Here is a 26,883-nt window from a genome sequence, read left to right as displayed (position 1 = left end):
ATATTGGGTTTGCCGTCGCGGCTCAGGCCGCCTGCGCGAGCGCCTTGCGTTCGTCGAGCGCGGCGGGCGGCGGCGCCGCATGCGTGACGCCCATCATGCGCAGCGCTTGCGCGCAGGCTTCGACCACGCGACGCATCACGTGCTCGTCGACCAGACCGATGCAGCCGATGCGGAAACTGTCGACCACCGTCAGCTTGCCTGGATAGATGATGAAGCCCTGCTCCTTCATCAGTTCATAGAAGCGCACGAATTCGAACGACGGATGCGCGGGCGAGAAAAACGTCACGATGATCGGAGAGCGCCAGTGCGCGCTGAGCAATGGCTCGAAGCCGAGCTCGTACATACCGGCGACCAGCACGTCGCGATTGTTCGCATAGCGCGCGAGCCGCGCCGGCTGGCCGCCCTCGAGCCTGAAAAGCCGCAGTGCCTCGAGGAACGCGGCCACCGTATGCGTGGGTGGCGTGAAGCGCCACTGGCCGGTGCGATTCATCAGGTCCCATTGATCGTAGAGATCGAGCGCGAGCGAATGGCTGCGGCCCTTCGCTTCGCAGAGCGCGCTCTTGCGCGCGATCACGAAGCCGAAACCCGGCACGCCCTCGATGCACTTGTTCGCCGAGGACACGAACGCCTCGCACGCGATCTGCCGCACGTCGAGCGGCACCGCGCCGAAGGCGCTCATCGAATCGATCAGCAGCTTGCGGCCGTGCTTCGCGACCGCGGCGGCAATCTCTTCGAGCGGATTGAGGATGCCGGAGCTCGTTTCGCAATGGATCGCGACCACGTGCGTGATCGACGGATCGGCGGCCAGCATGCGCTCCACTTCGACACCGCGCGGCGGCAGGTAGTCGCCCTTGTCGAGCAGCGTGCAGGCGCGGCCGAGGTAGCCGAGCGTGGTCGCCGCGCGCTTGCCATAAGCGCCGTTCGCGAGCACGAGCGCATGGCCGTCGCGCGGAATCAGGCTGCCGAGCATCGCTTCGACGCAGTAGCTGCCGCTGCCCTGCAGCGGCACGCAGTCGTAGTCGCCGGCGGTGTCGCCGGCGATTTCGAGCAGGCTCGCGCGCAACTGAGCGGTCATCGCGCGGAAGTCGCCGTCCCATGAGCCCCAGTCGCGCAGCATCGCCTGTTTCGTCGAGAGTGCCGTGGTCAGCGGACCCGGTGTCAGCAGGTAAGGCTCGCCGCCAGCCGGGGCCGCACAGGATGTCGTGCCACGGGTGACCGATGTTGCCGCGGCCGCAACGCTCAATGCCGCCGCCGAACCGCCGATCGCGCTTTCCATGTCGGGTACTCCGATATCGCTATGTCGATACCTCACACGATATCGAAACGCCGTTCATCGGTAAAATCGATATAATCGATGCAGGTATCGCAAAAACTTATCGGCGAGGCACACGTGCAGTACGCGCAATTGCGGGCGTTTCATGCGGTCGCTGAGCATGGCGGCTTTTCGAAAGCGGCACAGGCGTTGTCGTTGACGCAGCCAGCCGTGTCGGATCATGTGCGGCGGCTCGAACAGGATTACGGCGTCAAGCTGTTCGAGCGCGGGCCGCGCGGCGTGGAGACGACCGAACTCGGGCTGCGCCTGTTCAGCGTGACGCGGCATATGCTCAGCTGCGAGCGCGACGCGCGCGAGCTGCTCGAATCGGCGGGCGGACTGGAGTCGGGTTCGCTATCGCTCGCGGCCGATGCGCCCGATCTCGCCGTCGCGCTGATCGGCGCGTTTCGCCAGCGGCATCCGGGCATCGTCGTCACGCTGTCGATCGCCAATGCGGCCGAGTGCATGCAACGTGTGCTGTCGAGCGCGGTCGACGCGGCGATTACGGCCGCGCCGCAGGTGCATAGCCGTTTGCAATCGCGCGTGTTGCGGCGCGATCCGCTGGTCGCGATGGTGCCGGCCAGCTATCCGGCCGCGAAGAAGCGCCGCCTCAGCTACGCGGAGCTCGTCGAACAGCCGATGATCTTCCGCGAGCCGCAATCGGTCACCCAACAACTGCTCGAAATCGAGCTCGTGCGCGAGTCGTTGCAGGTCGAACCGGTCATGTACGTGGATGGCCGCGAGGCGCTCGAGGAAGCGGTCGCGCAGGGAATCGGGGTCGGCGTGATCGCGCGCGCCGAGTTCAACGAGTCGCGGCGCATCCGGATGGTGCCGCTGGTCGACTGCCGAGTGCAGATGATCGAATCGCTGACGCGGCTCGCCGAGCGGCCGGGTTCGAATCTGCTCGACGCGTTTTTCGCGGTGGAATTGCCGGGAGCGGAAACCGAGTTCTCGGTCGGCGAGGTTCAACGCCCGTAGCTCGCGCGCCGTCGCTGCAACGAGCGGCGCGGCCATCGTGCTACCGGCCGCGCCATCCGTTATCGCGCTCAATTTGAAAAGCGGGTTGCCAGAAGCGTTGGCAACCCGTCGGACTCAGCGCGAGCCGCCGCTCGCGATCAGGCTCTCGCCCGTCAACCAGCGCGAGTCGTCCGAAGCCAGGAACGTGACGACATCGGCGATATCGTCGGGCTGGCCGATACGGCCGAGCGGCGTCGTGCTGATCGCCCACGTTTCGAAGTCCGAGCCGATCACCCCGGCGGTGTGCGTACCTTCGGTCTCGACCATGCCCGGATTCACCGAATTCACGCGGATCTTGCGCGGACCGAGTTCCTTCGCGAGCACGCCGGTGATCGCATCGACCGCGCCCTTGGTCCCCGAATAGACCGCGGTGGTCGCCGGTGTGATGCGGGTCACGACCGAGCTCACGTTGACGATGCTGCCGCCTTCGCCCAGATGTTTGGCCGCCGCCTGCGTCACCAGCAGCAGACCCAGCACGTTCACATCGAAGTGCTTATGAAAATGCGCTTCGGTGATTTCTTCGAGCGTCGCGAATTCATAGACCCCCGAGTTGTTGACGAGAACGTCGAGCCGGCCATAGGTTTCGATCGCCGTATCGATGATGCCCTTCGCGTCCGCGGCCTTCGACACGTCGCCGCCAACCGCGACCGCCTTGCCGCCCGCCGCGGTGATATCGGCGACGACCTTGTCGGCGCCCGCGCGGCTCGACGCATAGTTCACCACGACCGACGCGCCTTGCGCCGCCAATGCCTTCGCAATCGCCGCACCGATGCCTTTCGATGCACCCGTTACAACCGCTACCTTGCCTGTGAGCTTGCTCATCATAGTGTCCTTTCAATGGTTCGCGCCGGCATGCCTCGCGAGAAGTCGCGAGGTCCACGCCGCTAAAAGCTGGAATGCAGTGGCGCTGTCACAAGTCGTAAATTTAGGCATCGCGCGAGATCGGATAAAGCGGCTCGAGGCGAATTGACACGCCGCTTCCGACGAACAATCGATTCGAAGCGGATTTGGTTGAATCTGTTTACGGGGGGCTTACGAAGATTTCGGGCGATACGCGATTTATTCGCTGCGCCTTTATTTCAATGCTTGCGCAGCAGCGCGATCTGCGCCGCCACGCTCGCAAGCACCCCGAGCGCACCGAGCGTATCGAGAATAATGGGCCACATGATCCCCCTCCTCCGCTATCCGCTGCCCTGACGTCATTTAAACGAACGCGCGCGCCGTTGATTGAACGGCGACGCCAGGCGGACAGATAAAGAACCCGCGACGAAAAGTCGTCGAGCCCCTACAGATAGAGTACTGCCGGCACGACGAACACGCCTGTGCCGCGCGGGCACCGGCAGGCGCAACGGCGCGCATAACGGTAGGACGAACGAAGAGATCATCGGCACGGCATCCATTGAAACGATGCCGGCAATTTTGCTGCGTCGCTGATCTGCATGCGCGAGCTGAATGTGTTGCCGCGCGCGGAAAGGGCGCTCGTGCGCCATCTGGCCGGAATCTGACGGTGCTGTTGCTATCATTCGTTGCCTTCGCGGAGCGCTCGTGCGGGAGCACAGAGCAGTAAACGGACACTCAGCCCGCGGCATTCCAACACCAATCCGATCGCCGACGCATCACACCTCTGAGGCATGCATGGAATTTCGCCAACTTCGCTACTTCATCGCGGTCGCCGAGGAGATGAACATCACGCGGGCGGCCAATCGTCTGCATATGACGCAGCCGCCGCTGTCGCGGCAGATCCAGCAAATCGAGGAAGACGTCGGCCTGCCGCTGTTCGAGCGCGGCTCGCGGCCGTTGCGGCTCACCGAAGCCGGCCGCATTTTCTACACTCAGGCGAAACGTCTGATCGATGAGGCCGACGAGCTCGCGCCGCTCACGCGCCGGCTCGCGCAACTCGCGGAGCGCATCGTGATCGGCTTCGTGCCGTCTACGCTATATGGCGCGCTGCCCGCGGTCATCCGCTCGTTTCGCGAGGCCGCGCCGCATATCGAGCTATCGCTGATAGAGATGTTCACGATCGAGCAGTTGGCCGCGCTCAAAGGCGGCCGCATCGACGTCGGCTTCGGCCGGCTGCGCTTCGACGATGCGCAACTCGCGCGCGAAGTGCTGGTCGAGGAACGGATGATCGCCGCGTTGCCGCAGGACCATCCGCTCGCGCGGCAGAAGAAGCCGCTGACGCTCGCCGCGCTCGCCGAGGAAACGCTGATCGTCTATCCGAGCACGCCGCGGCCGAGCTATGCGGACCAGCAGATCTCGGCGATGCACGATCAGGCGCTGGAGCCGAAGGCGATTCACGAAGTTCGCGAGTTGCAAACCGCGCTCGGTCTGGTCGCCGCGCAGGTCGGCGTATGTCTGGTGCCGGAAAGCGTCGAGGGCTTGCGCGCGCATGGCGTCGCGTACCGGCCGATTCCGTCGGCAAGCGCCGCGTCGCCGATCATCATGAGCCGGCGCCTGCAGGACGAATCGCCCGCGACGATGCTGATGTGCTCGCTCGCGCGGCAGTTGTTCAAGCGGGTTTGAGCGCCGCTTGCGCGAGCACGGCGCATCGTGCCGCCCTACTTCACATCGAAGCCATAGTCCCCATGCGTTCGATGCCCGTCCGGCGCCACCGCGATCCAATGCACGGTGTAGTGTCCGGCCGCGAGCGTCGGCAGCGGCAGCGTCATCACCGCGGGCTGCTGCGCATCCACCGATGACTTCCGTGTGCCGACCTGCTTGCCGCTCGCATCGGTCACGCTCAGCGAGCTGAACGCCGGTTCGAGCGGCCCGTCGAAGGTCAACTTGACCTGCGCGGGCGCGGCCACCGATGCGCCCGCGCCCGGCTCCTGCTTTTGCGGAAACACATGCGCGAGCGCCGCGCTCGCGAGCGTCAAGCCGGCGATCAGTGCCGCCACGCGCATCGCGTGATATTCGAAGCTGGTCATCATCGTTTTTCTCCTGTGCTGCTCATGGAAACAGTGGCTTGCCGAGCGTAGTCGGCGCAATGTCGTCGAAGAACAGATGCGCCTGCACCAGAATGCCGACGTGCGAGCCGCTCGCGCGGTTGATCGGAAGCTGCGCCTCGACGCCGAACTGTCCATAGCGATTGATCCAGATAAAGCCCGGATTGACCGTGCCGGTCGTCTGCCCCTGGCTGCGCGACAGTGGAATCTCGACGAGCGGGATCAGGTTCGCGAACGGCTGCGGCAGACCCGCGTCGTGCACGTGCTGCTGCAGATACGGCAGGCTGTACTGGACGGTGAAGCCGTAGTTGAACGCGTTCGGCTGACCCGCGCCGGTGTTGAGCGCGGGGGCCGCCTCGGCCGTAATCGCGACCGGGCGCAGATACGCGAGCGAATCGGGCAGATCGCCCATGCCCTTGCCGATGTAGACGGTCGGCGAGATCGTCGAGAAGTTGTCGGCGATCGCTCGACTGCCGGTGCCGCCGAGCTCCGCTGTGACGCCGATCGACGTCATCAGTTCGTGCGGCTCGTTCACGTACAGCAGGTACTTGAGGCCGACGCCGAAGTTGTTGAAGCCGGCCGCGCGCGGGTTGTTCTGGAGCACGTACGCGCCGTCGATCGACACCGCCAGGCGCGGCGTGATCAGCTTGTCGTATTCGAAGCTGAACGTGTTGATGCTCTGGTCGCCGTTGTCGCCGGGCACGCGCTGATGGCCGTACTCGAAATTGGCTTCGTCGCCGACGCCGGGGTCGTCGACCGCGAGCGTCGACGGGAAGACGCGGTTGCCGGCGATCGCGTGCGCCTGCGCGATGGACGGCGCGGTGATCAGGCCTACGACGCCGCACGCGGCGTAAGCGGTGTAGGCGACATAGGTGGCAGCCGCGATGAGCGGCGCCGCGCGCGGCGGACGGCCGTCGCGCGTTGCTGATGTGTGCATGAGTGCATCCTGTCTGATCGGTGATGACGAGGCCGGCGCGCGCCGTCGGACGGACGCGCGCGAGCAAGCGCGATGCACGTCGGCGCATCGCGTCGTAAGGGATTCGGATCAGGAAGCGGAAGGTGGTGCGCGGGGCTGCGCGAAGGTCAGCGGTTCGACATGGCGCACGCTGTCAAAGCGCGTCGCGGCCGTGTGCTGGCGCGCGCGCACTGCGGCGACGAACAGCATGCCGACGCTCGGCATCACCGGAAGATGCGCGAGCAGGCTGCAATAGCCGCAGGCATCGCCGGACATCTGCGCGTGCTTGTCCGTGGGATTACCGGCGTCGGCGCTGTCGTCGGCATTGTCGGGCGGGTTGGCGGTCGTCTGGGTGGCCTCGGGCGTGCCGTCCTGCATGCGCATGCCCGGCATCGACACCATGTCGTCCATCGACGCCATCCGGCAATGCTCGCCCGTCATCGCGTCGGCGTGGCGGTGGGCGGCTAGCGTCTGCGAGATCGTCGGCGCGAGCGTCGTCAGCAGGATCGCGAGCAATCCCAGCCAGCTGCCGATCTTCCGATGCCGACGATTCAACATGCGCCCTGCGCCACGCCGCGAGTTGTGTTGTCCACTACTGCCAGACCGCGATTTGCGGCAAATTATGCCATGTACGTCATTATTCTTCGGCCGCGGCCGGCGGGCTCCGTCGAGCGCCGCGCGCCCGGTCAATAGAACGAACCGTCACGGCAAAGCCGCCCCGCACGGGCGACAATGCCTGCTCCCGGCTTCAGGCACGGAGTCTTCATGAAAGCGCACCGTCCGCGTCCTCCGCACTTTCCCGCCGAACTGACGCGCGCGGAATGGCGCGAGCACCTGCTGCCCTACTTCATCACGGCGCTGCTGGTCGCATTCGCGATCGTGCTGATCGTATGGATCGCCAATCCGGCGCCGCCGCGCACGATCACGATCAGCGCCGGTCCGCGCGACAGCTCGTTCGTCGTCACCGCGAACCAGTACCGCAAGATCCTCGCGCGCAACGGCATCCGCCTGAACGTGCTCGAATCCGATGGTTCCGTGCAGAACCTGCAGCGGCTGCTGGACCCGAAGCAGCACGTCGATATCGCGTTCGTGCAAGGCGGAGTGGCCCAAGGGCTGGATACGTCGTCGCTGGTGTCGCTCGGCAGCGTGTTCTATGTGCCGATCGTCGTGTTCTATCGTGGCGCGGCGCTCACGCAACTGGCGCAGCTCGAAGGCAAGCGGATCGCGATTGGCCGCGAAGGCAGCGGCACGCGGCTGCTCGCGCTGCAACTGCTCGCGGCGAACGGCATCGAGCCCGGCGGCGCGACGACGCTGGTGCCGAGCGACGGCCTGCAGGCCGCCACTCAGCTGGTCTCCGGCGAGGTCGACGCGGCGCTGCTGAGCGGCGATTCGGCAACGCGCGGCCTGATGCTGCGACTGTTGCGCGTACCCGGCATTTCGGTGATGAATTTCGACGAAGCCAGCGCCTATACGCGCGTGTTTCCGTTTCTCGACCAGATCGACCTGCCGCCCGGCGTGCTCGATCTGAAGCGGCGCATTCCGCCCGAGACCGTCCACCTGATCAGCCCGACGGTCGAACTCGTCGCGCGCAGCACGCTGCATCCGGCGATTTCGGATCTGCTGATCGAAGCGGCGCAGGAAGTGCATGGCGCCGCGGGCCTGTTGCAGCACGCCGGCCAGTTCCCGACGCCGGTCGAGCACGAATACCGGATCAGCGAAGATGCGCAGCGCTATTACCGGACCGGCAAGGGCTTTTTGTATCGGACGCTGCCGTTCTGGCTCGCGAGCATCGGCGATCGCACGCTGGTTCTGCTGTTGCCGGTCGCCGTGCTGCTGCTGCCCGCGATGCGGGTGATTCCGGCGCTGTACCGGTGGCGGGTGCGCTCACGCATCTATCGCTATTACGGTTCGCTGATCGCGATCGAGCGGCACGCGCTCGCCGGCGCAACCGACGAGGAGCGCACACAGCTACTGGGGCAACTGGACGAGATCGAGGCGGCGCTGAACCACCTGCGCATGCCGCTAGCGTATGCGGATGCGTTTTATGTGCTGCGGGAGCATGTGGGATTCGTGCGCAGCCGGCTGACGGCTGCGCCACCCGTCATGGCCTCGTGAGCGAGGCCGCGACGGGCGATGCCAGAGTTAGGCCTGGGAGGGAGTGGAAGCTTGGGATTCGGATTGTGCGCTGGTTTGCGTCGGGGTGTCCGCGCTGCCGGCGGCATTCGCCGCTACGGCTTCCGGTGCTGCGGCAGCGGCATCCGCTTGCGGAACCGCCTGTTGCGCGACTGGCGCTACCGCTGCTTCGGCCTGCGGCTCGTCGGCGGTCGCCGTCTCGGACGGTGACGATGTACCGGCACCCGTCTGTGCATTCGCGCTTGCCGTCGCCGCGGCGGCCTTCTGCGCGCCCTTCGCCGCGCGATGCGCGAGCAGGCGCTGCGCACCGGCCGCTTCTTGCGCCGTCACCTTGCCGGCTTCGACACCCGCCAGATCGACGCGCGCGGCGCCTTCGACGAGGCTCTTCCAGTAGCGCCCGCCACGGCACCACGTCTTGATCGCGTCGCGCAGTTCGGCTTCGGTCAGCGACAGCTCCTTCGCGTGCTCGACGAGGTCTTCGAAAACGCCGATCTTCAGCGGCAGCTTCGGCGCCGGATTCTTCGGGAAAGCGATCGGGAAGCGCTTTTGCAGACGACCGATCGAGCGCACCACCGGGTCCACCGGCTTGGCGTCCGCCGCCGCAGTCCTGGCGGGCCCGGCGCCCTCGGGTGCGGCGTGATGGGCGGGCTGCGGGCGACCGGGCCGCGTGCCCGGCTTGCCGTCCGGCCGACCACCGGCCTTCGCGCCCGGCTTCCCACCGGGCCGGCCACCGGGTTTCGTGCCCGGATTGGCGCCACGCTCGGCGTTAGATCCAGGATGTGCCCCAGGATTTGAAGCGGGCTTGCCGGCGGACTTCGAAGCGGGGCGCGCAGCCGATTTGCGATCGGGCTTGCCGGCGCCCTCGGCGGCGGCTCGCGCCGCGGCCAGTTGCTTCTTCAGTTCAGCGAGTTGTTCGAAACCCATAGTGCACAACCAATCTGTCGATCTGTAAAAATGAGATTGTAGCAGCGTGCGCCTATATGCTTGTGACAACCGCTAGCCGCAATGACGATCGTTAATTCGCGGCCGTGACGGGCGCATCGGCGGCGGGCGCGTGCAGCCCGGTGACCGACACCCGCAAGCCCGGCGCGCCGACGTTGTTGCGCAGCGACAACCCTAGCTGATGCCGCTCGGCGATCCGCGCGACGATCGCGAGACCGAGCCCGCTGCCCTCGCCCTTCGACTCCTCGCCGCGATAGAAACGGTCAAACACGCGTTCGAGCTCCGCCTCCGGAATTCCTGAGCCGCTGTCGACGACCTCGAAGCCAACCTGCTCGCCCGTGCGCCGCAGCACCACGTCGACACGGCCGCCCCGCGGCGTATGACGAATCGCGTTGTTGATCAGATTCCCCAACAACACGCTGATACTGTGCGGCTCGGCGAGCACGGTGTAGGCGTCGTTCGGCGTGCGCGCCTGTTCGCATTCGAGGCCGAGATCGATCTCGCGCAGCTCCGCGAGCACCGAACAATCGCTGACTGCCTGCTCGCCGATGCGGCGCAAGCTCACCGGCACCGTCGAGGTGACCGGCTGTGCATCTTCGCGCGCGAGCGTCAGTAGCTGCTGCACGAGGTGGATGATCCGGTTCACCCGATTTTCGACACGCTCGAGCGTCTGCCCCTCGCCCTTCAGCGAGCCATCGCGCGACGCCGCCTGCAGTTGCAGCTTCAGCGCCGCGAGCGGCGAGCGCAGCTCGTGCGCGGCATCGGCGATGAACGTGCGCTGCGCCTGCGACGCCGTATGCAGCCGTTGCAGCAGATCGTTCAGCGCTTCGACGAGCGGCCGGATTTCGACCGGCACGTTGCCGTCGAGGCGCAGCGGTTCGAGCGAATCGATCGAACGCGTCGCGAGCGCGCGCGACAGCGCGCCGATCGGCGCGAGCCCGCGCGCGACTACCAGCAGCACGAGCGCGATCGTCACCGGCAGCAGCACGCCGAGCGGCCACAGCGTGTGCAGCGCCAGATGCAACGCGAGGTCCTCGCGCACCGAGACGGGCTGCGCGACCTGCACGTAGCGGTCTGGCTGCGCGACGCCGAAGATGCGCCAGTGGTACTCACCGCGCGGCACCGTGTGGAAGCCCGGCGCCAGACGCTCGAACATCGGCGCCTGCGCGGAGTGATAGATGAGCGTGCCGCTCTTGTCCCAGATCTCGATGACGATGCGGTCGTCGGCGAGATCGCCGAGGTCGGGGGGGCGACGCTCGCGCAGGCCCGCGCCGCTCAGCGACGACGGCAGCGACAGCGCGACGGTGCGCAGTTCGTAGTCGAACAGCTCGCTCGCCTCGCGCCGCGCGGTATGGAAGATCGCGAAAGCCGCGACCATCGACGCCGCCGCCATGCCGAAGATCAGCCAGCCGAGCAGCCAGCGGCGAATCGACCTCATCCGCACCTCTTCAGGCGGTAGCCGACCCCGCGCACGGTCACGATCTGGTCCGCGCCGATCTTGCGCCGCAGACTGTGCACATGCACTTCGATCGTGTTGCTGCCGACTTCCTCGCCCCAGCCGTACAGCTTTTCTTCGAGCTCGGCCTTCGTGAACACGCGGGTCGGCTCTTCGATCAGCGCCTGCAGCAGCGCGAATTCGCGCGGCACCAGCGCCAGCGGCACGCCTTCCTTGGTGACTTCATGCGCGGCGGGGTCGAGCGTCAGTTCGCCGTGGCTGTAGACCGGCTGCTTCTGGCCGGTGCGCCGACGCAGCAGCGCGCGAATGCGCGCGGCCAGTTCGTCGAGATCGAACGGCTTGATCAGGTAGTCGTCGGCGCCGGCGTCGAGACCGCGGATGCGTTCGTCGATCGCGTCGCGCGCGGTCAGGATGATGACCGGCGCCGCGCCGCCGTTGCGGCGATATGCGTTCAGCACGTCGATGCCGTCTTTTTTCGGCAGGCCGAGGTCGAGCAGCACGAGGTCGTATACGCCGTTATCGAGCGACAGTTCCGCCGCACGGCCGTCCTCGGCCCAGTCGATCGCGTAGCCGGCGCGGCGCATCGCGCCCAGCACCGATTCCGCGATCATGTCGTCGTCTTCGACCAGTAGCAGGCGCATGGCCTCTCCCCTCGTTCGTGCGGTTTTGGCCTCGGTATTATCGGCCGCGGCAGCTTAACGAACGCTTACGGGTTCTGGGGACGCGTCGAGCGGTTATCGGGCATTGTGCGTTTCGCGAAGCGCGACGTTACGCAAGCACATCCGCGAACCCGCCGACTCGCGCGCCGAGCGCGCGGATCGCGGCGGCCACCTTTGGCGACAACAGCGCCTGCAACTCGTCGGCATGCCGGTAGTCGTGCATGCCCTCGCTCAGCGCGTCGCCGGCCAGCGCCGGATGACAGTAGATCTCGCCGACGCCATGCGGCAGATTCGCGAGTGCGGCGAGCCAGGTCGCCTCGTCCATCCGTCCGCTCGCCGCGATGCCGACCACGTAGTCGTTGTGCGCGATCCCCGCGCGCTCGAGCCGCGTCTTCACGTGCGCGAGCCACGGCCGCAGCCACAGCGGCGCGTTCGCTTCGAACGGCAGACGCATCGCCGTCATGCCGTAGTCGCGGCCGATGTCGAGGATCAGGCCGAGCACGGTCGGATGCAGATGAAAATGCTTGTGCGTGTTCACGTGGTCGAGCGTGAGGCCGGTCGCGGCGAAGGCTTCGAACTGCGCGCGGATTTCGTAGGCGAGTTGCCGGCGCACGTGCGGCAGAAAGAAGAAGCGCACACCGTCGCGCACCATGTTGCTGCCGAAGCGGCCGTTCTCGTTGAGCAGCGCGGCCACCTGCTCGCGCGGCGCCAGCGCGGCGCCGTCGGCCAGCACCAGATGCAGGCCCACCCGTAGTTCCGGGAGCGTATGCGCGCGCGCGACCGCGTCTTTGGCGGCAGGCGCGCCGACCATCAGACTCGTCGCGCGCAGCACGCCGTTGCGGTGCGCGCGCTCGACCGCGAGATTGACGCGCTGATGCAGGCCAAAATCGTCGGCGGTGATGATCAGTCCGCGCGGCTGGGCCGGCTTGCCGCGCGCTATCACGTGAGGCTGTCCAGCCGACCGCTGCGCTCGGCGGACGGCGTGCCGAGATGCATGCGCTCGCCGCGCCACACGACGTGCGAACCGAACGCGCTGACGAGCCACTGGAGCGCGAGCAGCGTATCGCGCAACGGCACCAGCGGCAGATCGCGCCAGAACGTGCGCGAACGGCGCGCCGCACGCCAATGCAGCAGCAGGCGCGCGCCAACGCAAAGCGCGGTGGCCGACGCGCTCGCGACCACCGCCGCGAACGGCGCGTGAGCACACGATGCGAACGACACGGTCAGCCCGGCGCCCGTCAACATCCACGGCGTGGGGAAGGTGATCAGCAGCGACACGAAACCCGGCGGATTGACCGAGCGGATCGTGCGCAGCCAGCGCGTTTCGCGCTGCCACAGCGCCGCGAAGGTCGGCTCGATCACGTCGGTGGCGACCATCACGCGCGACAGCACCGTTTGCAGACCGAGTGCGCGCACGTGCTCGGCGAGCCAGTAGTCGTCGGCGAGGCAGTTTTTCAGCGCCTCGAAGCCGCCGATGCGCTCCAGCGTCGCGCGCCGCAACGCGAGGGTCGCGCCGAAACCGAAGCGCCGCGAGCCCATCGCGTGCGCGACTCGCACCGACGGCGCGAACCACTCGTTGATGAACAGCGCACCGACGCGCGGCCAGAAGCCGCCGACGCCGCGCGCGACGTACAGGCACGTAACCACGCCGACGCTCGGGTCCGCGAGCGGCGCGGCGACGCTGTCGAGATAGTCGGAGTCGACCGCGATGTCGCTGTCGGCGATCACGATCACGTCGTGGCGAGCACGTGCGGCCATGTTGATCAGGTTGCTGACTTTCAGATTGCTGCCGTGTACGCGCGTGTCGATCGCGAGCTCGATGTCGCACTTCGGATAGGCGGCCTGCAAACGGCGCACCACCGCGATGGCGGGATCGTGCGGCGACGACACGCCGAGCACCAGCTGAAAATGCTGATGCCGCTGCTCGCAGAAGGTTCGCAGATTCTCGTACAGACGCGGCTCGGCGCCGCACAACGGCTTCAGCACGCTGACACCGACCTGCGCGAACGGCCCGCATGGGTCATCGGGTGAACCCATTAGCGAACGGCTGAGCGCGCGATTGACTGCCCTGCCGCCATGATGGTTCGATTTATGCCGCGCGGTGAAAAACGGCATGGCGAGCGCGGCGGCTACCGTGTAGATCGAAGCGCTAACGCAGCCGGCTAACAGAAGCCATTGACATGCAATCAACGCGTGGGCCGCCATTGTGTGTCGTCCGTATCCGTCAGTGCTCGGCCAGCACGAACGGTTGCCCCGTTAGCCGCAGATGAAGCACGACGAGCCACCGGCGTGGACAGTTGGCTGAGATCACGGCCGGCCATGCGCCGTGAGCAGCGCGAATCGCGTAGTCGCGCCGCACCGCGAACTCGAACGCGACCTCGGAGAATTCGCGCGCGATCACGACGCCGCCGATGATCAGCGCGAGCGCGAACAGCCTGAACGATGCCGAGGCGAAAAAAGCGTCGGAGACCGGCAGTACAGGCAGCGCGATGCACAGCAGCGCTTCGGTGCCTGCGGCGGTCAGAGACGCGACTAGCAAATGGGCTCGTAGCATGTCGATGGTGACTCGCTTCATAACGTGCCTCGTGCGGGGCCTTGCAGCCTGACCAGATGCTGGCATTGGGCGGGACTCGTCGATACGTCCATTGACGCTATCGACCAGCATAAAGAATGCCTCGCGCGTCACTCCATCGAAGTCCTTACGATCAGATTGCGATGGTCTGACGACAACTTGGTCTCGCACATGCATCACGATCTGCGACGACCATTTTATAGCGCGTCGATGGTATCGATTCAAGCTGAAGGAAACCTTAAGCATCCGCATGGCATAAAGCGGCTAACGAACGGCGTGGTTACACTTCGGAACACCGCGGATTGTTCGTATAGACGGATCAATGTCGCTTGCATAAAAATGCAGGACCTTATGCAATAAATCCACACCTTGGAATATTTGCCTCATGCGCTTACTCCTCGTAGAAGACGACGAGCTCATCGGCTGCGGTGTCGAAGCGGGCCTTCGCCAGGCCGGCTTCACGGTCGACTGGGCCCGCGACGGCCACAAGGCCGGCCTCGCGCTCGACACGACTCAATATGCATTGGTGGTACTCGACCTCGGCCTGCCGCGCGTGAGCGGCACCGAGTTGCTCAAACGCATGCGCGACGCCGGCAATGACGTGCCGGTGCTGGTGTTGACCGCGAAAGGCACGGTCGTCGACCGCGTCGGCGGTCTCGAAGCGGGCGCCGACGACTATCTCGGCAAGCCGTTCGATCTCACCGAGCTGATCGCGCGGTGCCGTGCGCTGTTGCGCCGCGCACAAGGCCGCAGTATCGATCTGATTCGTTACCAGAATCTGACAGTGAATCCGGCCGCGCAAACGGTGCAGATCGACGAGGCGCGCGTGCCGCTGACATCGCGGGAATGGGCGATTCTGCTGCAACTGCTGACCAATCTCGGCATTCCGCAGTCGCGCTCGCGGCTCGAAGAAAGCCTGTACGGCTGGCAGGAGGAAATCGAAAGCAATGCGATCGAGGTGCATGTGTCGAACCTGCGCAAGAAGCTCGGCGCAAATCTGATCAAGACCGTGCGCAATATCGGCTACGTGATGGAGAAAGAATGATCGGTCCGTCGATCCGGCGGCGCCTCGTGCTGCTGGTGCTCGCGAGCATCGCGCTCGTCTGGGGCGGCGCGCTCGTGTCGAGCTACCGGCAGGCGACGCGCGAAGTCGGCCTATGGGAGGAAGCGCGCCTCGCCGAACTCGCGCAAGTGCTCGCGCTGCTCGATCCGGCCAATCTTATGACGCTCGCGAATGCGCGCATCGACGTGCGCGAAGAAGAGAAAAGCGCCGAAGCCGGCGCGAACAACTCCGATGACGACGACACGCTGCCGCGCGATGCGCTTTTCCAGGTGCGCACGGCCGACGGCGTCGTGCTGGCAGGCAGCCCGCAACTGCACGCGCTCGCCGCGTGGGATTTGCCGTTGCCGCCCGCGAGCGGCGCGCAAGACGTGATGCTCGTCGGCGAGCTGTATCACTCGTTCACGTTGCGCGAGACCGCACTCGGTCACAGCGTGCGCGTGTTCGAGCCGGCCAATACCCGCAGCGACCTGGTGAGCGAAATCGCGAGCCGCATCGCGCGGCCCACGCTGATCGCGCTGCCGGTGCTCGCGCTGCTCGTATGGTTCAGCATTGGCTGGAGCCTCGCACCGCTAAAAGTGCTTTCGGCCGCGCTCAGTTCTCGCGACATCAACCGCATGGAACCGGTCGGGATCGGCCGCACGCCGATCGAGGTGCGCCCGCTCGTCGATGCGATCAACCAGATGCTGGCGCGTCTGCAGCATGCTCTCGAACTCGAGCGCGCCTTCACCGCCGATGCCGCGCACGAACTGAAGTCGCCGCTCGCCGCGATCAAGGTGCAGGCGCAGGTCGCGCTCGCGGAGCCCGACATCGGGCTGCAGCGGCTCGCGATGGAGCGCGTCGTGCAAGGCGTCGATCGCAGCGCACGGCTCGCCGAGCAGTTGCTGCTGCTCGCGCGGCTGGACGTGCAGGAGAAGCTGCCCACCGAGCCGCTGAAGCCGGCCGCGATCGCGAAAGATGCGCTGCTCGCGAACCGGCGTAATGCGCAGCAGAAACACATCAACGTGATGCTGGTCGGCGACATGCTCGCCGAGATCGATGCGGAGCCGGTGCTGATCGGCATCCTGCTCGACAATCTGCTCGATAACGCGATCAAGTATGGGCGTGCGGGGGGCAACGTCGAAGTCGCGGTGCGCCATGCCGACGGGCACGTGCAACTGAGCGTGCGCGATGACGGCCCCGGCGTCGCGCCGGACGATCTCGCGCGCCTGACGAACCGCTTTTTCCGCGCGACCGGCAATCAGGCGACCGGCAGCGGGCTCGGTTTGTCGATCGTTGCGCGGATCGCCGAGCATTTCGGCGCGAATCTGCAGCTGGGAGCGGGAATCGGGGGCCAGGGGCTGGCGGTGCAGTTGTCGTTTCCGGCCTATCGCGCGCCGCGCTGACGGCGCGCGGCGTGCGCGTCAAAGACGCGAGCGGGAAGCGGGGAACCGCGAGCCGATCGCTCAGCGCCGCTCGCCGCCGCGGTTCGCATCAGCGACGCCCGAACGCTGTTTGGCCAGCCCGGCGCCCACGCCGGGTGGCTTGGCATGCGGCCGCGCGTTGCCGGACGCCTCGAACAACTGCCACGCGATCAGGCCCGGCACGAACATCAGCAGGTCGCGAATGCGCCGCGCGGCGGCGAGCGCGAGACAGGTCGCGGGATCGAGTCCGAGTGCGCCGCCAATCAGTACGAAAGCGCCCTCCTGCACGCCAAGACCGCCCGGCACGAAGAACGCGGCGCTGCTGACCGCCTGGATCAGCGATTCGATCACGATCGCCTCGACGAGCGTCACGCGCGCGCCGAGGAAATACAGCGCGAGCCAGATTTCGAGCGAAGTCAGCACGCATTGCAGCGGCTGCCAGAAGAACAGATAGCGCAGCACGACCGCGCGGCGTCGCCAGATCACCTTGATCGACTGATCGATCTGCGCGGACTGGCCGACCAGCGCGGTCAGCTTGCCGCTCGTCATCCGGTTCGCCACGCGTGTGATGCGCTCGAACGGATTCGCATGCTGCACGAGCCCGAACAGCAACAGCAGCGGCGTCAACGCGACCACGCCCCACGCGAGCTGCCCGGCGAGCCGCAGCGCGCCCGATTGCGCATTGGCGAACAGAAAGCCGATGCCGACCATCGTGAACATCAGCTGACTGATCAGCGTCAATTGCATGTCGACGATGGTGCTGGCGACCGCTGTCGATGGCCGGACGCCCCAGCGCTTGAACATGCGGAACGCCACGAGTTCGCCGCCGATCCGCGCGACCGGCAGCATGGAGTTGACCGATTCGCGCACCCATACCAGATGCATCATCCTGCCGAAGCTGGGGCGGTTCGCGCCGCGAATCAGCGAGCGCCAGTCGCACGCGTTGGCGACCATCGGCAGCACGTGCGCCAACGCGGCCAGCACGAGGCCCGCGCCGGCCGCGCGCAACGCGCTGAGCACCGCGCGCGGATCTTCGCGCCAGACCAGCCACAAAGAGATCAGCAAACCCGCAAGCGCGGCCCCGCGGCCCAGATGCTTCATCATGCGCGCACCTCGCAGGCGACCTCGATTGACCTGATGCGCCGCACGCCGCGTGCCGCGGCATGGGTGGCCGTATGGGTTGCCGAGTGCGCCGCCGCCTGAGGCGCCTGTGCCGCCTGTGCCGCCGGGCCGCTGCCGTGCGTCTCCAGGGCGGCGCCGTTTCGCCTGCTCGATACTTCTTCGCTCATTGCCCGCCCAATCTGCCGTTCGTTCGTCATTCGTCCTGTGCCGCCGACAGCAGCCCGTCGCCGTCGACCTTGAAGCTGAAGCCCCGCCAGGTCACCCGCGACGAGCGGAAGCTCGCGACGAAAATCGCAAACGATACGATATCCCATAACGGCAGTAGCCACAGATCGCGGCAGCGCTGACGCAACGCCCGATCCGCGCGCCACTTCAGCGCGACACGCGCGACCACCGTCATTGCCGCGAGCAGCCACGCCCACGGCGCGCCGCCCGAGCACGCGAGCGCGAGCAGCGCGAACGGCAACGGATGCACGAGCGCGGTGCCGAGGTGTCCGAGCGGATCGATGCGGCGGATCGTGCGGCTCCAGCGCAGTTCGTGCGTCACCAGTTGCGCGGCGCTCGCTTCGACACAGGCATGCGCGATCGCGAACGGCGGAATCGTGACCTGCTCGCCCGCCGCGCGCACCGCCGCGCCGATTTCGTAGTCTTCGGCCAGATGCCGCACGAACGGCTTGAAGCCGCCGATCCGCTCATAGGTATCGCGCCGCATCGCGATGGTCTGGCCGAAGCACGGCCGCGCGAGCCCGAGCGCGAGTCCGGTGACGACGCCCGGCAAGAACTGGTAGTTGGTGGCGATCGCCGACAGCCGAGGCCAGAAACCCGGATCGGGCTGGCCGCGATACGCGCAGGTGACGAGCCCGACGCCCGGCTTCTGCAATTCGCCGATCACGTTGCGCAGATAGTCGGGGCCGACGCACACGTCGCTATCGGCGAACACGAGCACGTCGTGGCGCGCCTGCGGCAGCATGTTGAGGATGTTGCTGATCTTGCGGTTCGGTCCGTACAGACGCGCATCGGTGACAACGGTGATGTCCGCCTGCGGATGCAGGCGCCGCAGTTCGTCGACGGTTTGCAGCGCGGGGTCGGCGGAGTCGTGCACGCCGAACAGGAATTGCACGGGCCCCGGATAATCCTGGGCGCAGAAGCTCGACAGATTATCGAGCAGCGCCCACTCGTTGCCGTGCAACGGTTTGATAACCGTAATGGGTGGAAAGCTGGAGGGAACGGCCACCGCCCTCGCGAAGAAGCGCCCGATCAGCGCGCTCGCGAGCACGGTGTAGCCGATGCCGACAACAGTCGCCGCCGCGCACGCGTACGCGAGCGTGACGGCGGCGATGTGTACGGCGCTCACGCCTCGTGCGCGCGCAGGAAGCGGAAAAATTCGACGCCTTCGCGCAGGCGCCGTTTCATCATGTCCCAGCTCGTCAGCATTTCGCGCAGGATCTCCCAGATCTTCGACGGCCGGAAATAAAAGCGCTTATAGAAGTTCTCGAGCTGGTGGTACATCTCGTCGCGCGACAGATGCGGGTAGCCGATCGCCGCCAGCTGCACGCCCTGCTTGCTGACGAGATTGATCACCTTGTTCTCCGCGAGCCAGCCGCTCTCGACCGCCTGGTTATAGAGCCGGGTGCCCGGATAAGGCGCGGCGAGCGACACCTGGATGGTCAGCGGATTGATCTCTTTCGCGTACTCGATGGTCTTCTGGATCGTTTCCTGCGTCTCGCCCGGCAAGCCGATAATGAAGGTGCCGTGCACCTTGATGCCGAGCGTGCGGCAGTCCTGCGCGAAGCGTCGCGCGATGTCCGTACGCAGGCCCTTCTTGACGTTCAGCAGGATCTGGTCGTCGCCGGACTCGTAGCCGACCAGCAGCAGGCGCAGGCCGTTTTCCTTCATGATCTTCAGCGTCGAGTAAGGCACGTTGGCCTTCGCGTTGCACGACCACGTGACGCCCAGCTTGCCCATGCCTCGCGCAATTTCTTCGGCGCGCGGCTTGAAGTCGGTGAACGTGTCGTCGTCGAACATGATCTCCTTGACTTCGGGCATGTTGTCGCGAATCCACTTCACTTCCTCGAGCACGTTCTCGACCGAACGCACCCGATAGCGATGGCCGCCGACCGTTTGCGGCCACAGGCAGAACGTGCACTTCGAGCGGCAGCCGCGGCCGGTGTACAGCGACACGTACGGATGCTTCAGATAGCCGTTGAAGTAGTTCTTGATGGTCAGATCGCGCTTGTAGATCGGCGCGACGAAGGGCAGCTCGTCCATGTTCTCGAGGATCGGGCGCGCTTCGTTGTGTTCGATCGAGCCGTCGGGGGCGCGGTAGCTCAGGCCCAGGATCTGCGAGAACGGCTTGCCCTCGGAGATTTCCTTGCAGGTGTAGTCGAATTCCTCGCGGCAAACGAAGTCGATGGCCTCGGTCGCGATCAGCGAATTATGCGGATCGACCGCGACCTTCGCGCCGACCATGCCGATCAGCAGCGACGGCTTGCGCTTCTTGAGGTCCTGGGCGAACAGTGCGTCGGTCGGGAAGGATGGCGTGCTGGTGTGGATCACCACCAGCTCGTATTGCGAAGCGATGTCGAGCACGGCTTCGACGGACAGGCCGTCTGCCGTTGCGTCGAGCACGCGGCTGTCGGGAACGAGTGCGGCGGGTTGTGCGAGCCACGTCGGATACCAGAACGAGCGAACTTCACGCTTGGCCTGATAGCGCGAACCCGCACCACCATCGAAGCCGTCGTACGACGGCGCCTGCAAGAACAGAGTTTTCATGGATGCTCCAGCAAGCCTTTATAGGCGCTTTCAGTTTTCAGTCAGGAATCTATCTGTTCCATTGCCCGAATGCAGGTCGTGAAAGCCTGTGCTCGACCCGCACGTAGCGGCGGCCGCGGTCCGGAAAGGCCACGGGCAGTGGCGCAAATAGTACGGAGCAAAGCTGAAGGAAACCTGAAGAATAATACTGCGTTCGGACCGCCCGCGGCATGCTCCGATAGGTCGATTTGTGCAATCGACGCGCTCGTGTAACCGTGTCGCATGGATGTCGTTTCGGTGTGGTAAATGCATAGGTTATCGCGTGGTTTGCGCGCTAGCCCACCGGCGCCTCCGATTCACATCACATTCACGCGCGCGGACGTTCGGCCAGACGCGTCGCTTATCGCGCAAGATGCCTTGCCCATTCGAGCCAGCCGAGATTGAGGGCCGCGTTTACCACTACGCCCGTCGCCGACGCGAGCGCGGCGATCATGGTCCAGAAGGCCGAGCGCCGCGCCGCGCGCGCCGAAGTGTGCGCGGCGGCTGCCGCGTCACGCGACGCGCTCGCCGCCGCCTGCGCGATATGCGACGACGCTTCCATGCGCGCGAGCGACCTCAGCGCAAAACCGCGCTCGTCGTCGTGCGTGGCCGCGGCCGCGTCGTGCTCGGCTTCATCGCGCTGCGCCCGTTCGAACAGATAGCGATGAGAGAACGGTGTAAGCGGTTCGTCGGGATAGCGCGCGGCGAAGGTTTTCGCATAGGCGGCGCCGCCATTGCGCTCGATCTCCGCGTAGGCGGCGTCCTTATCCATCGTTACCTCGCATGCGGATGAGCCGCGAGGCCGGCGTCACACGGGCTTTATATCTGCCGCCTGCTTGCCTTTCGGCCCCTGCTTGATTTCGAAGCTGACTTTCTGATTTTCTTGCAACGACTTGAAACCTTCGGATCGAATCTCCGAAAAATGCGCGAACAGATCTTCGCCGCCGTCATCGGGGGTAATGAAGCCGAAGCCCTTCGCGTCGTTGAACCATTTCACTGTTCCGGTTGGCATGGCGATGTCCTCGTGATGCGCTGTAGTAGCGGTTGAATGGGATTCACGCAGCGCTGACGCCGCGCCCCGGCGAGACCCGCAAAGTCGCTCCGGTGCCAAGCCTCAGCAAGCCGCATGCCACGAGCAGCGCCCGAGAGCCGCGTCCGGTGCGATTGCCCGCAATCAGATAAGATAAATGGTATCGGCAATTCATTCATGGCCGCGTAGGTGTGTCGCCTCGTGCCGCACAACCGCGCGGCCTGTTGTTTTCCCTCTCACAGGAACCCAGCATGGCCATCTCGAGCTATACCGATACCCGTCTTCTGATCAACGGCGAATGGTGCGACGCCGCCAGCGGCAAGACCCTCGACGTGATCAACCCCGCGACCGGCCAGGCCATCGGCAAGGTCGCGCATGCCGGCATCCCCGATCTGGACCGCGCGCTCGAAGCCGCGCAGCGCGGCTTCGAAGCCTGGCGCAAGGTGCCGGCCAACGAACGCGCCACCATCATGCGCAAGGCTGCGGCTCTCGTGCGCGAGCGCGCCGCCGACATCGGCCGCCTGATGACGCAGGAACAGGGCAAGCCGTTCGCCGAGGCGCGCGTCGAAGTGCTGGCCGCCGCTGACATCATCGAATGGTTCGCGGATGAAGGCCGCCGCGTGTATGGCCGCATCGTGCCGTCGCGCAACCTCGCCGCGCAGTCGCAAGTGCTGAAGGAGCCGATCGGCCCGGTCGCCGCGTTCACGCCGTGGAATTTCCCGGTCAACCAGGTCGTGCGCAAGCTGTCGGCGTCGCTCGCCTGCGGCTGCTCGTTCCTCGTGAAGGCGCCGGAAGAAACCCCGGCGTCGCCGGCGGCCCTGCTGCAGGCGTTCGTCGAAGCCGGCGTGCCGCCCGGTACGGTCGGCCTCGTGTTCGGCGATCCGGCCGAAATCTCGAGCTACCTGATCCCGCATCCGGTGATCCGCAAGGTCACGTTCACCGGCTCGACGCCGGTCGGCAAGCAGCTCGCGGCGCTGGCCGGTTCGCACATGAAGCGCGCGACGATGGAACTCGGCGGCCACGCGCCGGTGATCGTCGCGGAAGACGCCGACGTCGCGCTCGCGGTCAAGGCAGCCGGCGCCGCGAAGTTCCGCAACGCGGGTCAGGTGTGCATCTCGCCGACGCGCTTCCTCGTGCACAACAGCATCCGCGAAGAGTTCGCCAACGCGCTCGTCAAGCACGCTGAAAGCCTGAAGCTCGGCGACGGTCTCGCCGAAGGCACGACGCTCGGGCCGCTCGCCAACGCGCGCCGTCTGAGCGCGATGGCCAAGGTCGTCGACGACGCCCGCAAGACCGGCGCGAAGGTCGCGACGGGCGGCGAGCGCGTCGGTACCGAAGGCAACTTCTTCGCGGCCACCGTGCTGACCGACGTGCCGCTCGAAGCCGACGTGTTCAACAACGAGCCGTTCGGCCCGGTCGCCGCGATCCGCGGCTTCGACAAGCTCGAAGAAGCGATCGCCGAAGCGAACCGTCTGCCGTACGGCCTCGCCGGTTACGCGTATACGAAGTCGTTCGCCAACGTGCATCTGCTGTCGCAGCGCATGGAAGTGGGCATGCTGTGGATCAACCAGCCTGCCACGCCGACGCCGGAAATGCCGTTCGGCGGCGTCAAGGATTCCGGCTACGGCTCGGAAGGCGGCCCGGAGGCGATGGAAGCCTACCTCGTCACCAAGGCTGTCACGGTGATGTCGGTTTAATCAAGCTAATCACGCGCTAGAGGAACGGCGCCGCGGGTTCGCCGGTCGCGTCGTTCCCTAGCCTGGATCAACCGATCTGCCAGGTCCACGAGTGTTCCGCTCGCGGACCTTTTTTATTGCCATGAACGATATCTCCGCCGAATCGATGCAACCCACGCTGAGCGGCTCGTTCGTCGAGCTGCGGCCGCTGCGCGAGGACCACGCGCAGGCGCTCGTCGACGCCGCCGCCGACGGGCAACTGTGGGACATGAAGCTGACCGTCGTGCCGGGCCCGGCGACGATCGATGCCTATATTGCCAGGGCGCTCGCCGGCCGCGCTGCGGCCAAGGTGATGCCGTTCGTGATCGTGCGGCGTGACGAGGAAGACGGGAATGACGGCGCCGGCCGCATCGTCGGCAGCACGCGGTTCTGGAAGATCGATCGCGCGAACCGCAAGTTGGAGATCGGCCATACGTGGCTCGCCGCCTCGGCGCAGCGCTCGGTCGTGAACACCGAGGCGAAGTATCTGCTGCTGTGCCACGCATTCGACGTGATGCGCTGCGTGCGCGTGCAATTCACGACCGACGAGCTCAACGACAGATCGCGCGCGGCGATCCTGCGCATCGGCGCGAAACAGGAAGGCATCGTGCGGCACGAGCGGATCATGCCCGATGGACGCAAGCGCAACTCGGTGCGCTTTAGCATCATCGACGACGAATGGCCCGAGGTGAAAGCGATGCTCGAAACGAAGCTGGCGCGCTGAGGGGCGCGCCAGCTTCCTGCTACTGACTCATTCACACAGCTGCATCGCGCTACTCGTTGAGCGGCGCCGCCTGCGTCACCGTGGCGAACTCCTCGCGCAGTGTGCCACGCGGTTGATGCCGGCGCACCCACAGCGCCGTGAGGATCGGCACCAGAATCGCGGTGACGAGGCAAGCGGTGGCGACCATCGCGGTTGCGGCCGGCACCAGCGGTTTGAAGCTCGGAATCATGTCGGCGATGATCGCCGGATTCGCGACCGCGGCCCCCGCCGTCGACGACGCGGCGAGCCCCGCCGCCCCATTGCCGCCGGCGATCCAGCGATCGGCGAGAATCAGCGGCACGCCGGTTACGACGATCACGCCGAGCCCCAGCACGATACCCGGCAAACCGCTCGTGACGATCACGTTCAGATCGATGCCGTTGCCGAGCGCAAAGCCGAAAAACGGAATCAGCGGATGCACGCAGCGGCCGAACAGCTCGCGCAGCTCGCTATCGAAGTTGCCGAGCGCAAAGCCGATCAGAAACGGCAGCACCGCGCCGACGAACAGCCGCGGCTCGAAGAACGCCACGCCCGTGGCGCCCAGAATGATCATGCTGATCAGCGGCCCCGATTCGACCGACATCAGCACGAACGCGCCCGCCTCTTCCTTCGTGCCGTACTGTTGCATCACGGCAGCGTAGAGACCGCCGTTGGTCATGTCCATCGAGGTCGTGATCGCGAGCAACGACAGCCCCGCGAAGAGCCCGGTCTTGATGCCGTCGATCGGAATGAAGCGCGCCGCGATCAACGTGACGATCCACGCGACCAGCATCTTGGTTGCGAGCAGCGTGCCCGACTTGCGCAGCACGGTGCCGGTTGCGCGCAGGTCGATCGTTGCGCCCATGCAGAAGAACCATACCGCCAGAATCGGCACGGTACCGGTAATCAGGCCGTTGGTGAAAGAGCCGAAATATTTGCCCGCGCCGGGCGCGAACGTGTGCACACAGGCGCCGAGCAGCAGCGGCACCAGCATCAGACCGCCTGGAATGCGGTCGATGGCCTTCTTGATTTTCATGCCTCCTCCATGGACGGTGACGTCCCGTTATCGGATCGATGACCCGTGTTGGTGTCCCGGTCTATGCCGGGCTCTCCCTGTCCGGCGCAATATAGCACCACGAAAGGAACGCCGTTCCGGTTTATTTAATAAGGCCGACTATCGTTTACCCGGCCGTTCGCGCCGCGCGTTTTCAGTTGCGATCGCTCGGCGAAAAAATTTCGGACCAGCGTTCCGAAATCGCGATTCTGCGTTACAGTCTCGGCACGAGGCGGCACCGCACCCCGCATACCGACAGGAGAACAATTCAATGGACGTGAGACAGGCCATCAACAGCGAATACGCGAAAACGCTCGACACTACCGGGCTGCGGCGCGAGTTTCTGGTCGAGCAGATCTTCGAGCGCGATGCGTTGAAGCTCACGTATAGCCACATCGACCGGATCATCGTCGGCGGCGTGTGGCCGGTCGAGCGCGCGGTTGAAGTACCGGGCTCGCTCGGCAAGGCGATCGGCGTCAACTATCTGCTCGAGCGGCGTGAACTCGGCGCGATCAACATCGGCGGCGACGGCTGGGTCGACGTCGACGGCACGCGTTACACAGTGCGCCGCGAAGAGGCGATCTATATCGGCAAAGGCGCGCAGGCGGTCGCATTCGGCAGCGCCGACGCCAGCCAGCCGGCTAAGTTCTACCTGAACTGCGCGCCCGCGCACACCAGCTATCCGACCCGCACGATCTCGCTCGATCAGGCCTCGCCCGAAACCCTGGGCGACGCGGCCACGAGCAACCGCCGCACCATCTACAAGTTCATCGTGCCCGACGTGCTGCCGACCTGTCAGCTGTCGATGGGCATGACGAAGCTCGAACCGGGCAGCCTGTGGAACACGATGCCCTGCCACACGCACGAGCGCCGCATGGAGGTGTATTTCTACTTCAACGTCGCCGACGACGCCGCCGTCTTCCACATGATGGGCGAGCCGCACGAAACACGGCATATCGTCGTGCGCAACGAGCAGGCGGTGATCTCGCCGAGCTGGTCGATTCATTCGGGTGTCGGCACGCGCGCGTCCACGTTCATCTGGGGCATGGTCGGCGAGAACCAGATGTTCGGCGACATGGACCATCTCGCGGTTCGCGAACTGCGCTGAGCGAACATGAGCCCGACCACAATGAATACTTTCGATCTGAGCGGCAAGGTCGCCATCGTGACCGGCAGCAACACCGGCCTCGGCGCCGGCATGGCCGTCGCGCTCGCCGCGGCCGGCTGCGACATCGTCGGCGTCAGTCGCGCGGACGCGGGCACGACCGCCGCGCGCGTCGAGGCGCTCGGACGCCGCTTCGCCGACGTGCGCGCCGATCTCGCGTCGAGCTCATCGGTCGACGACATCGTGCGTGCCGCGGTGGAGGCGTTCGGCCGCCTCGACGTGCTCGTCAACAACGCGGGCATCATCCGCCGCGAAGATGCGCTCGAGTTCGGCGAAGACGACTGGGACGCGGTGATGGACGTGAACCTGAAGAGCCTGTTCTTTCTGTCGCAGGCCGCGGCGCGTCAGTTCGTGCGGCAGCAACGCGGCGGCAAGATCATCAACGTCGCGTCGATGCTGTCGTTCCAGGGCGGCATCCGCGTCGCGTCGTACACCGCGTCGAAAAGCGGTGTGCTCGGTCTCACCCGGCTGCTCGCCAACGAATGGGCCGCGCGTGGCATCAACGTGAACGCGATCGCGCCCGGCTATATGGCGACCGCGAACACCGCCGCGTTGCGCGACGACGCGCAGCGCAACGAAGAAGTTCTCGGGCGCATTCCGGCCGGCCGCTGGGGCGTGCCCGAGGATCTCGCGGGGCCCGTGGTTTTTCTCGCCTCGTCGGCGTCGGACTACGTGCATGGGCATACACTGGCGGTGGATGGCGGCTGGCTCGCGCGCTAGCGACAGCACAAGCTCGCCACCAGCGCATGCGACGCGCTATGCTCTCGCGCCGGGTGAGCATCGGCTCGATGCGGCAGCGGCGCGGCTTGGC

Annotated in this window: 26 protein-coding genes; 9 read left to right on the top strand and 17 right to left on the bottom strand. The window is 65.9% G+C overall.

Features of this window, described 5'->3' with window-relative positions; genetic code table 11:
• Window positions 1-22: 22 nt before the first annotated feature.
• Entirely contained in the window at window positions 23-1,276 is a 1,254-nt protein-coding gene (locus ACLFKU_RS02345; protein WP_410848031.1) for a 2-aminoethylphosphonate--pyruvate transaminase, read from the bottom strand.
• 114 nt (window positions 1,277-1,390) lie between these two features.
• Here ACLFKU_RS02345 and ACLFKU_RS02340 point away from each other — a divergent pair, with 114 nt between their 5' ends.
• Entirely contained in the window at window positions 1,391-2,290 is a 900-nt protein-coding gene (locus ACLFKU_RS02340; protein WP_410848075.1) for a LysR substrate-binding domain-containing protein, read from the top strand.
• 114 nt (window positions 2,291-2,404) lie between these two features.
• Here the strand turns inward: ACLFKU_RS02340 and ACLFKU_RS02335 are convergent, their stop codons facing one another.
• Window positions 2,405-3,151, bottom strand: a complete 747-nt coding sequence (locus ACLFKU_RS02335) for a glucose 1-dehydrogenase (protein WP_368586961.1) — start codon at window positions 3,149-3,151, stop codon at window positions 2,405-2,407.
• Window positions 3,152-3,964: 813 nt separating this feature from the next.
• Here ACLFKU_RS02335 and ACLFKU_RS02330 point away from each other — a divergent pair.
• Entirely contained in the window at window positions 3,965-4,852 is an 888-nt protein-coding gene (locus ACLFKU_RS02330) for a LysR family transcriptional regulator (protein ID WP_013089555.1), read from the top strand.
• Window positions 4,853-4,887: 35 nt separating this feature from the next.
• Here ACLFKU_RS02330 and ACLFKU_RS02325 read toward each other — a convergent pair whose 3' ends face one another.
• The 3 genes from ACLFKU_RS02325 to ACLFKU_RS02315 all read right to left on the bottom strand — a co-directional run bounded on the left by ACLFKU_RS02325 (window position 4,888) and on the right by ACLFKU_RS02315 (window position 6,787).
• Entirely contained in the window at window positions 4,888-5,259 is a 372-nt protein-coding gene (locus ACLFKU_RS02325; protein WP_410848030.1) for a copper resistance protein CopC, read from the bottom strand.
• A 19-nt stretch (window positions 5,260-5,278) separates the two neighbouring features.
• A complete protein-coding gene (locus tag ACLFKU_RS02320) occupies window positions 5,279-6,211 on the bottom strand; it encodes a hypothetical protein (RefSeq protein WP_410848029.1) in 933 nt (310 codons plus the stop codon).
• 108 nt (window positions 6,212-6,319) lie between these two features.
• Window positions 6,320-6,787: a DUF2946 domain-containing protein gene (locus ACLFKU_RS02315; protein ID WP_410848028.1), complete on the bottom strand. Its 468-nt coding sequence runs from the start codon at window positions 6,785-6,787 to the stop codon at window positions 6,320-6,322.
• Window positions 6,788-6,994: 207 nt separating this feature from the next.
• On the opposite strand from ACLFKU_RS02315, the gene ACLFKU_RS02310 reads away from it, so the two are divergent.
• On the top strand, window positions 6,995-8,344 hold the full coding sequence (locus ACLFKU_RS02310; RefSeq protein ID WP_368586966.1) for a TAXI family TRAP transporter solute-binding subunit: 1,350 nt from the start codon (window positions 6,995-6,997) through the stop codon (window positions 8,342-8,344).
• A 27-nt stretch (window positions 8,345-8,371) separates the two neighbouring features.
• Here ACLFKU_RS02310 and ACLFKU_RS02305 read toward each other — a convergent pair whose 3' ends face one another.
• From ACLFKU_RS02305 to ACLFKU_RS02280, 6 genes are all read right to left on the bottom strand, one after another.
• Entirely contained in the window at window positions 8,372-9,286 is a 915-nt protein-coding gene (locus tag ACLFKU_RS02305) for a ProQ/FINO family protein (RefSeq protein ID WP_410848027.1), read from the bottom strand.
• A gap of 91 nt (window positions 9,287-9,377) precedes the next feature.
• Complete coding sequence (locus ACLFKU_RS02300; RefSeq protein ID WP_368586968.1) at window positions 9,378-10,742, bottom strand: ATP-binding protein; 1,365 nt, start codon at window positions 10,740-10,742, stop codon at window positions 9,378-9,380.
• Window positions 10,739-11,401, bottom strand: coding sequence for a response regulator (locus ACLFKU_RS02295; RefSeq protein ID WP_368586969.1), 663 nt, complete (start codon window positions 11,399-11,401; stop codon window positions 10,739-10,741). The genes ACLFKU_RS02300 and ACLFKU_RS02295 overlap by 4 nt, the downstream gene beginning before the upstream one ends.
• Window positions 11,402-11,528: 127 nt before the next feature.
• Window positions 11,529-12,362, bottom strand: coding sequence for a hopanoid biosynthesis-associated protein HpnK (gene hpnK / locus ACLFKU_RS02290; protein ID WP_410848026.1), 834 nt, complete (start codon window positions 12,360-12,362; stop codon window positions 11,529-11,531).
• Window positions 12,359-13,624: a bacteriohopanetetrol glucosamine biosynthesis glycosyltransferase HpnI gene (hpnI, locus tag ACLFKU_RS02285; RefSeq protein WP_410848025.1), complete on the bottom strand. Its 1,266-nt coding sequence runs from the start codon at window positions 13,622-13,624 to the stop codon at window positions 12,359-12,361. The genes hpnK and hpnI (ACLFKU_RS02285) overlap by 4 nt, the downstream gene beginning before the upstream one ends.
• 19 nt (window positions 13,625-13,643) lie before the next feature.
• Window positions 13,644-13,994, bottom strand: coding sequence for a hypothetical protein (locus ACLFKU_RS02280; protein WP_410848024.1), 351 nt, complete (start codon window positions 13,992-13,994; stop codon window positions 13,644-13,646).
• Between the two features lie 382 nt (window positions 13,995-14,376).
• Here ACLFKU_RS02280 and ACLFKU_RS02275 point away from each other — a divergent pair, with 382 nt between their 5' ends.
• Together ACLFKU_RS02275 and ACLFKU_RS02270 are read left to right on the top strand one after the other, a co-directional pair.
• Window positions 14,377-15,036, top strand: coding sequence for a response regulator (locus ACLFKU_RS02275; protein WP_410848023.1), 660 nt, complete (start codon window positions 14,377-14,379; stop codon window positions 15,034-15,036).
• Window positions 15,033-16,436: an ATP-binding protein gene (locus ACLFKU_RS02270; RefSeq protein WP_410848022.1), complete on the top strand. Its 1,404-nt coding sequence runs from the start codon at window positions 15,033-15,035 to the stop codon at window positions 16,434-16,436. The genes ACLFKU_RS02275 and ACLFKU_RS02270 overlap by 4 nt, the downstream gene beginning before the upstream one ends.
• A gap of 60 nt (window positions 16,437-16,496) precedes the next feature.
• Here ACLFKU_RS02270 and ACLFKU_RS02265 read toward each other — a convergent pair whose 3' ends face one another.
• The 5 genes from ACLFKU_RS02265 to ACLFKU_RS02245 all read right to left on the bottom strand — a co-directional run bounded on the left by ACLFKU_RS02265 (window position 16,497) and on the right by ACLFKU_RS02245 (window position 21,378).
• Window positions 16,497-17,558: a lysylphosphatidylglycerol synthase domain-containing protein gene (locus ACLFKU_RS02265; RefSeq protein WP_368586974.1), complete on the bottom strand. Its 1,062-nt coding sequence runs from the start codon at window positions 17,556-17,558 to the stop codon at window positions 16,497-16,499.
• A 211-nt stretch (window positions 17,559-17,769) separates the two neighbouring features.
• Window positions 17,770-18,930 carry a bacteriohopanetetrol glucosamine biosynthesis glycosyltransferase HpnI gene (gene hpnI / locus ACLFKU_RS02260; RefSeq protein WP_410848021.1) on the bottom strand — a complete coding sequence of 387 codons (1,161 nt, stop codon included), beginning with the start codon at window positions 18,928-18,930 and terminating at the stop codon, window positions 17,770-17,772.
• Window positions 18,927-20,348 (bottom strand): hopanoid biosynthesis associated radical SAM protein HpnJ, encoded by a 1,422-nt coding sequence (gene hpnJ / locus ACLFKU_RS02255; protein WP_368586976.1) that lies wholly within the window; start codon window positions 20,346-20,348, stop codon window positions 18,927-18,929. The genes hpnI (ACLFKU_RS02260) and hpnJ overlap by 4 nt, the downstream gene beginning before the upstream one ends.
• 379 nt (window positions 20,349-20,727) lie before the next feature.
• Window positions 20,728-21,138, bottom strand: coding sequence for a hypothetical protein (locus ACLFKU_RS02250; protein ID WP_410848020.1), 411 nt, complete (start codon window positions 21,136-21,138; stop codon window positions 20,728-20,730).
• Window positions 21,139-21,174: 36 nt separating this feature from the next.
• A complete protein-coding gene (locus ACLFKU_RS02245) occupies window positions 21,175-21,378 on the bottom strand; it encodes a cold-shock protein (RefSeq protein WP_007181784.1) in 204 nt (67 codons plus the stop codon).
• A 269-nt stretch (window positions 21,379-21,647) separates the two neighbouring features.
• Between ACLFKU_RS02245 and ACLFKU_RS02240 the strand changes: the two genes are divergently transcribed.
• Window positions 21,648-23,093, top strand: a complete 1,446-nt coding sequence (locus ACLFKU_RS02240; RefSeq protein WP_410848019.1) for an NAD-dependent succinate-semialdehyde dehydrogenase — start codon at window positions 21,648-21,650, stop codon at window positions 23,091-23,093.
• A gap of 121 nt (window positions 23,094-23,214) precedes the next feature.
• Entirely contained in the window at window positions 23,215-23,835 is a 621-nt protein-coding gene (locus ACLFKU_RS02235; RefSeq protein WP_410848018.1) for a GNAT family N-acetyltransferase, read from the top strand.
• Between the two features lie 49 nt (window positions 23,836-23,884).
• Here the strand turns inward: ACLFKU_RS02235 and kdgT are convergent, their stop codons facing one another.
• The gene (gene kdgT, locus ACLFKU_RS02230; protein ID WP_368586980.1) at window positions 23,885-24,889 is read right to left on the bottom strand and encodes a 2-keto-3-deoxygluconate transporter; all 1,005 of its coding nucleotides are present in this window, start codon (window positions 24,887-24,889) and stop codon (window positions 23,885-23,887) included.
• Window positions 24,890-25,178: 289 nt separating this feature from the next.
• Between kdgT and kduI the strand changes: the two genes are divergently transcribed.
• Together kduI and kduD are read left to right on the top strand one after the other, a co-directional pair.
• Window positions 25,179-26,015: a 5-dehydro-4-deoxy-D-glucuronate isomerase gene (kduI, locus tag ACLFKU_RS02225; protein WP_410848017.1), complete on the top strand. Its 837-nt coding sequence runs from the start codon at window positions 25,179-25,181 to the stop codon at window positions 26,013-26,015.
• 21 nt (window positions 26,016-26,036) lie between these two features.
• Complete coding sequence (gene kduD / locus ACLFKU_RS02220) at window positions 26,037-26,792, top strand: 2-dehydro-3-deoxy-D-gluconate 5-dehydrogenase KduD (protein WP_410848016.1); 756 nt, start codon at window positions 26,037-26,039, stop codon at window positions 26,790-26,792.
• Window positions 26,793-26,883 lie beyond the last annotated feature (91 nt).

Source organism: Paraburkholderia sp. EG304, from assembly GCF_046543485.1.
Taxonomy (GTDB): domain Bacteria; phylum Pseudomonadota; class Gammaproteobacteria; order Burkholderiales; family Burkholderiaceae; genus Paraburkholderia; species Paraburkholderia youngii.
This window is presented reverse-complemented; position numbering and strand designations above follow the sequence as displayed.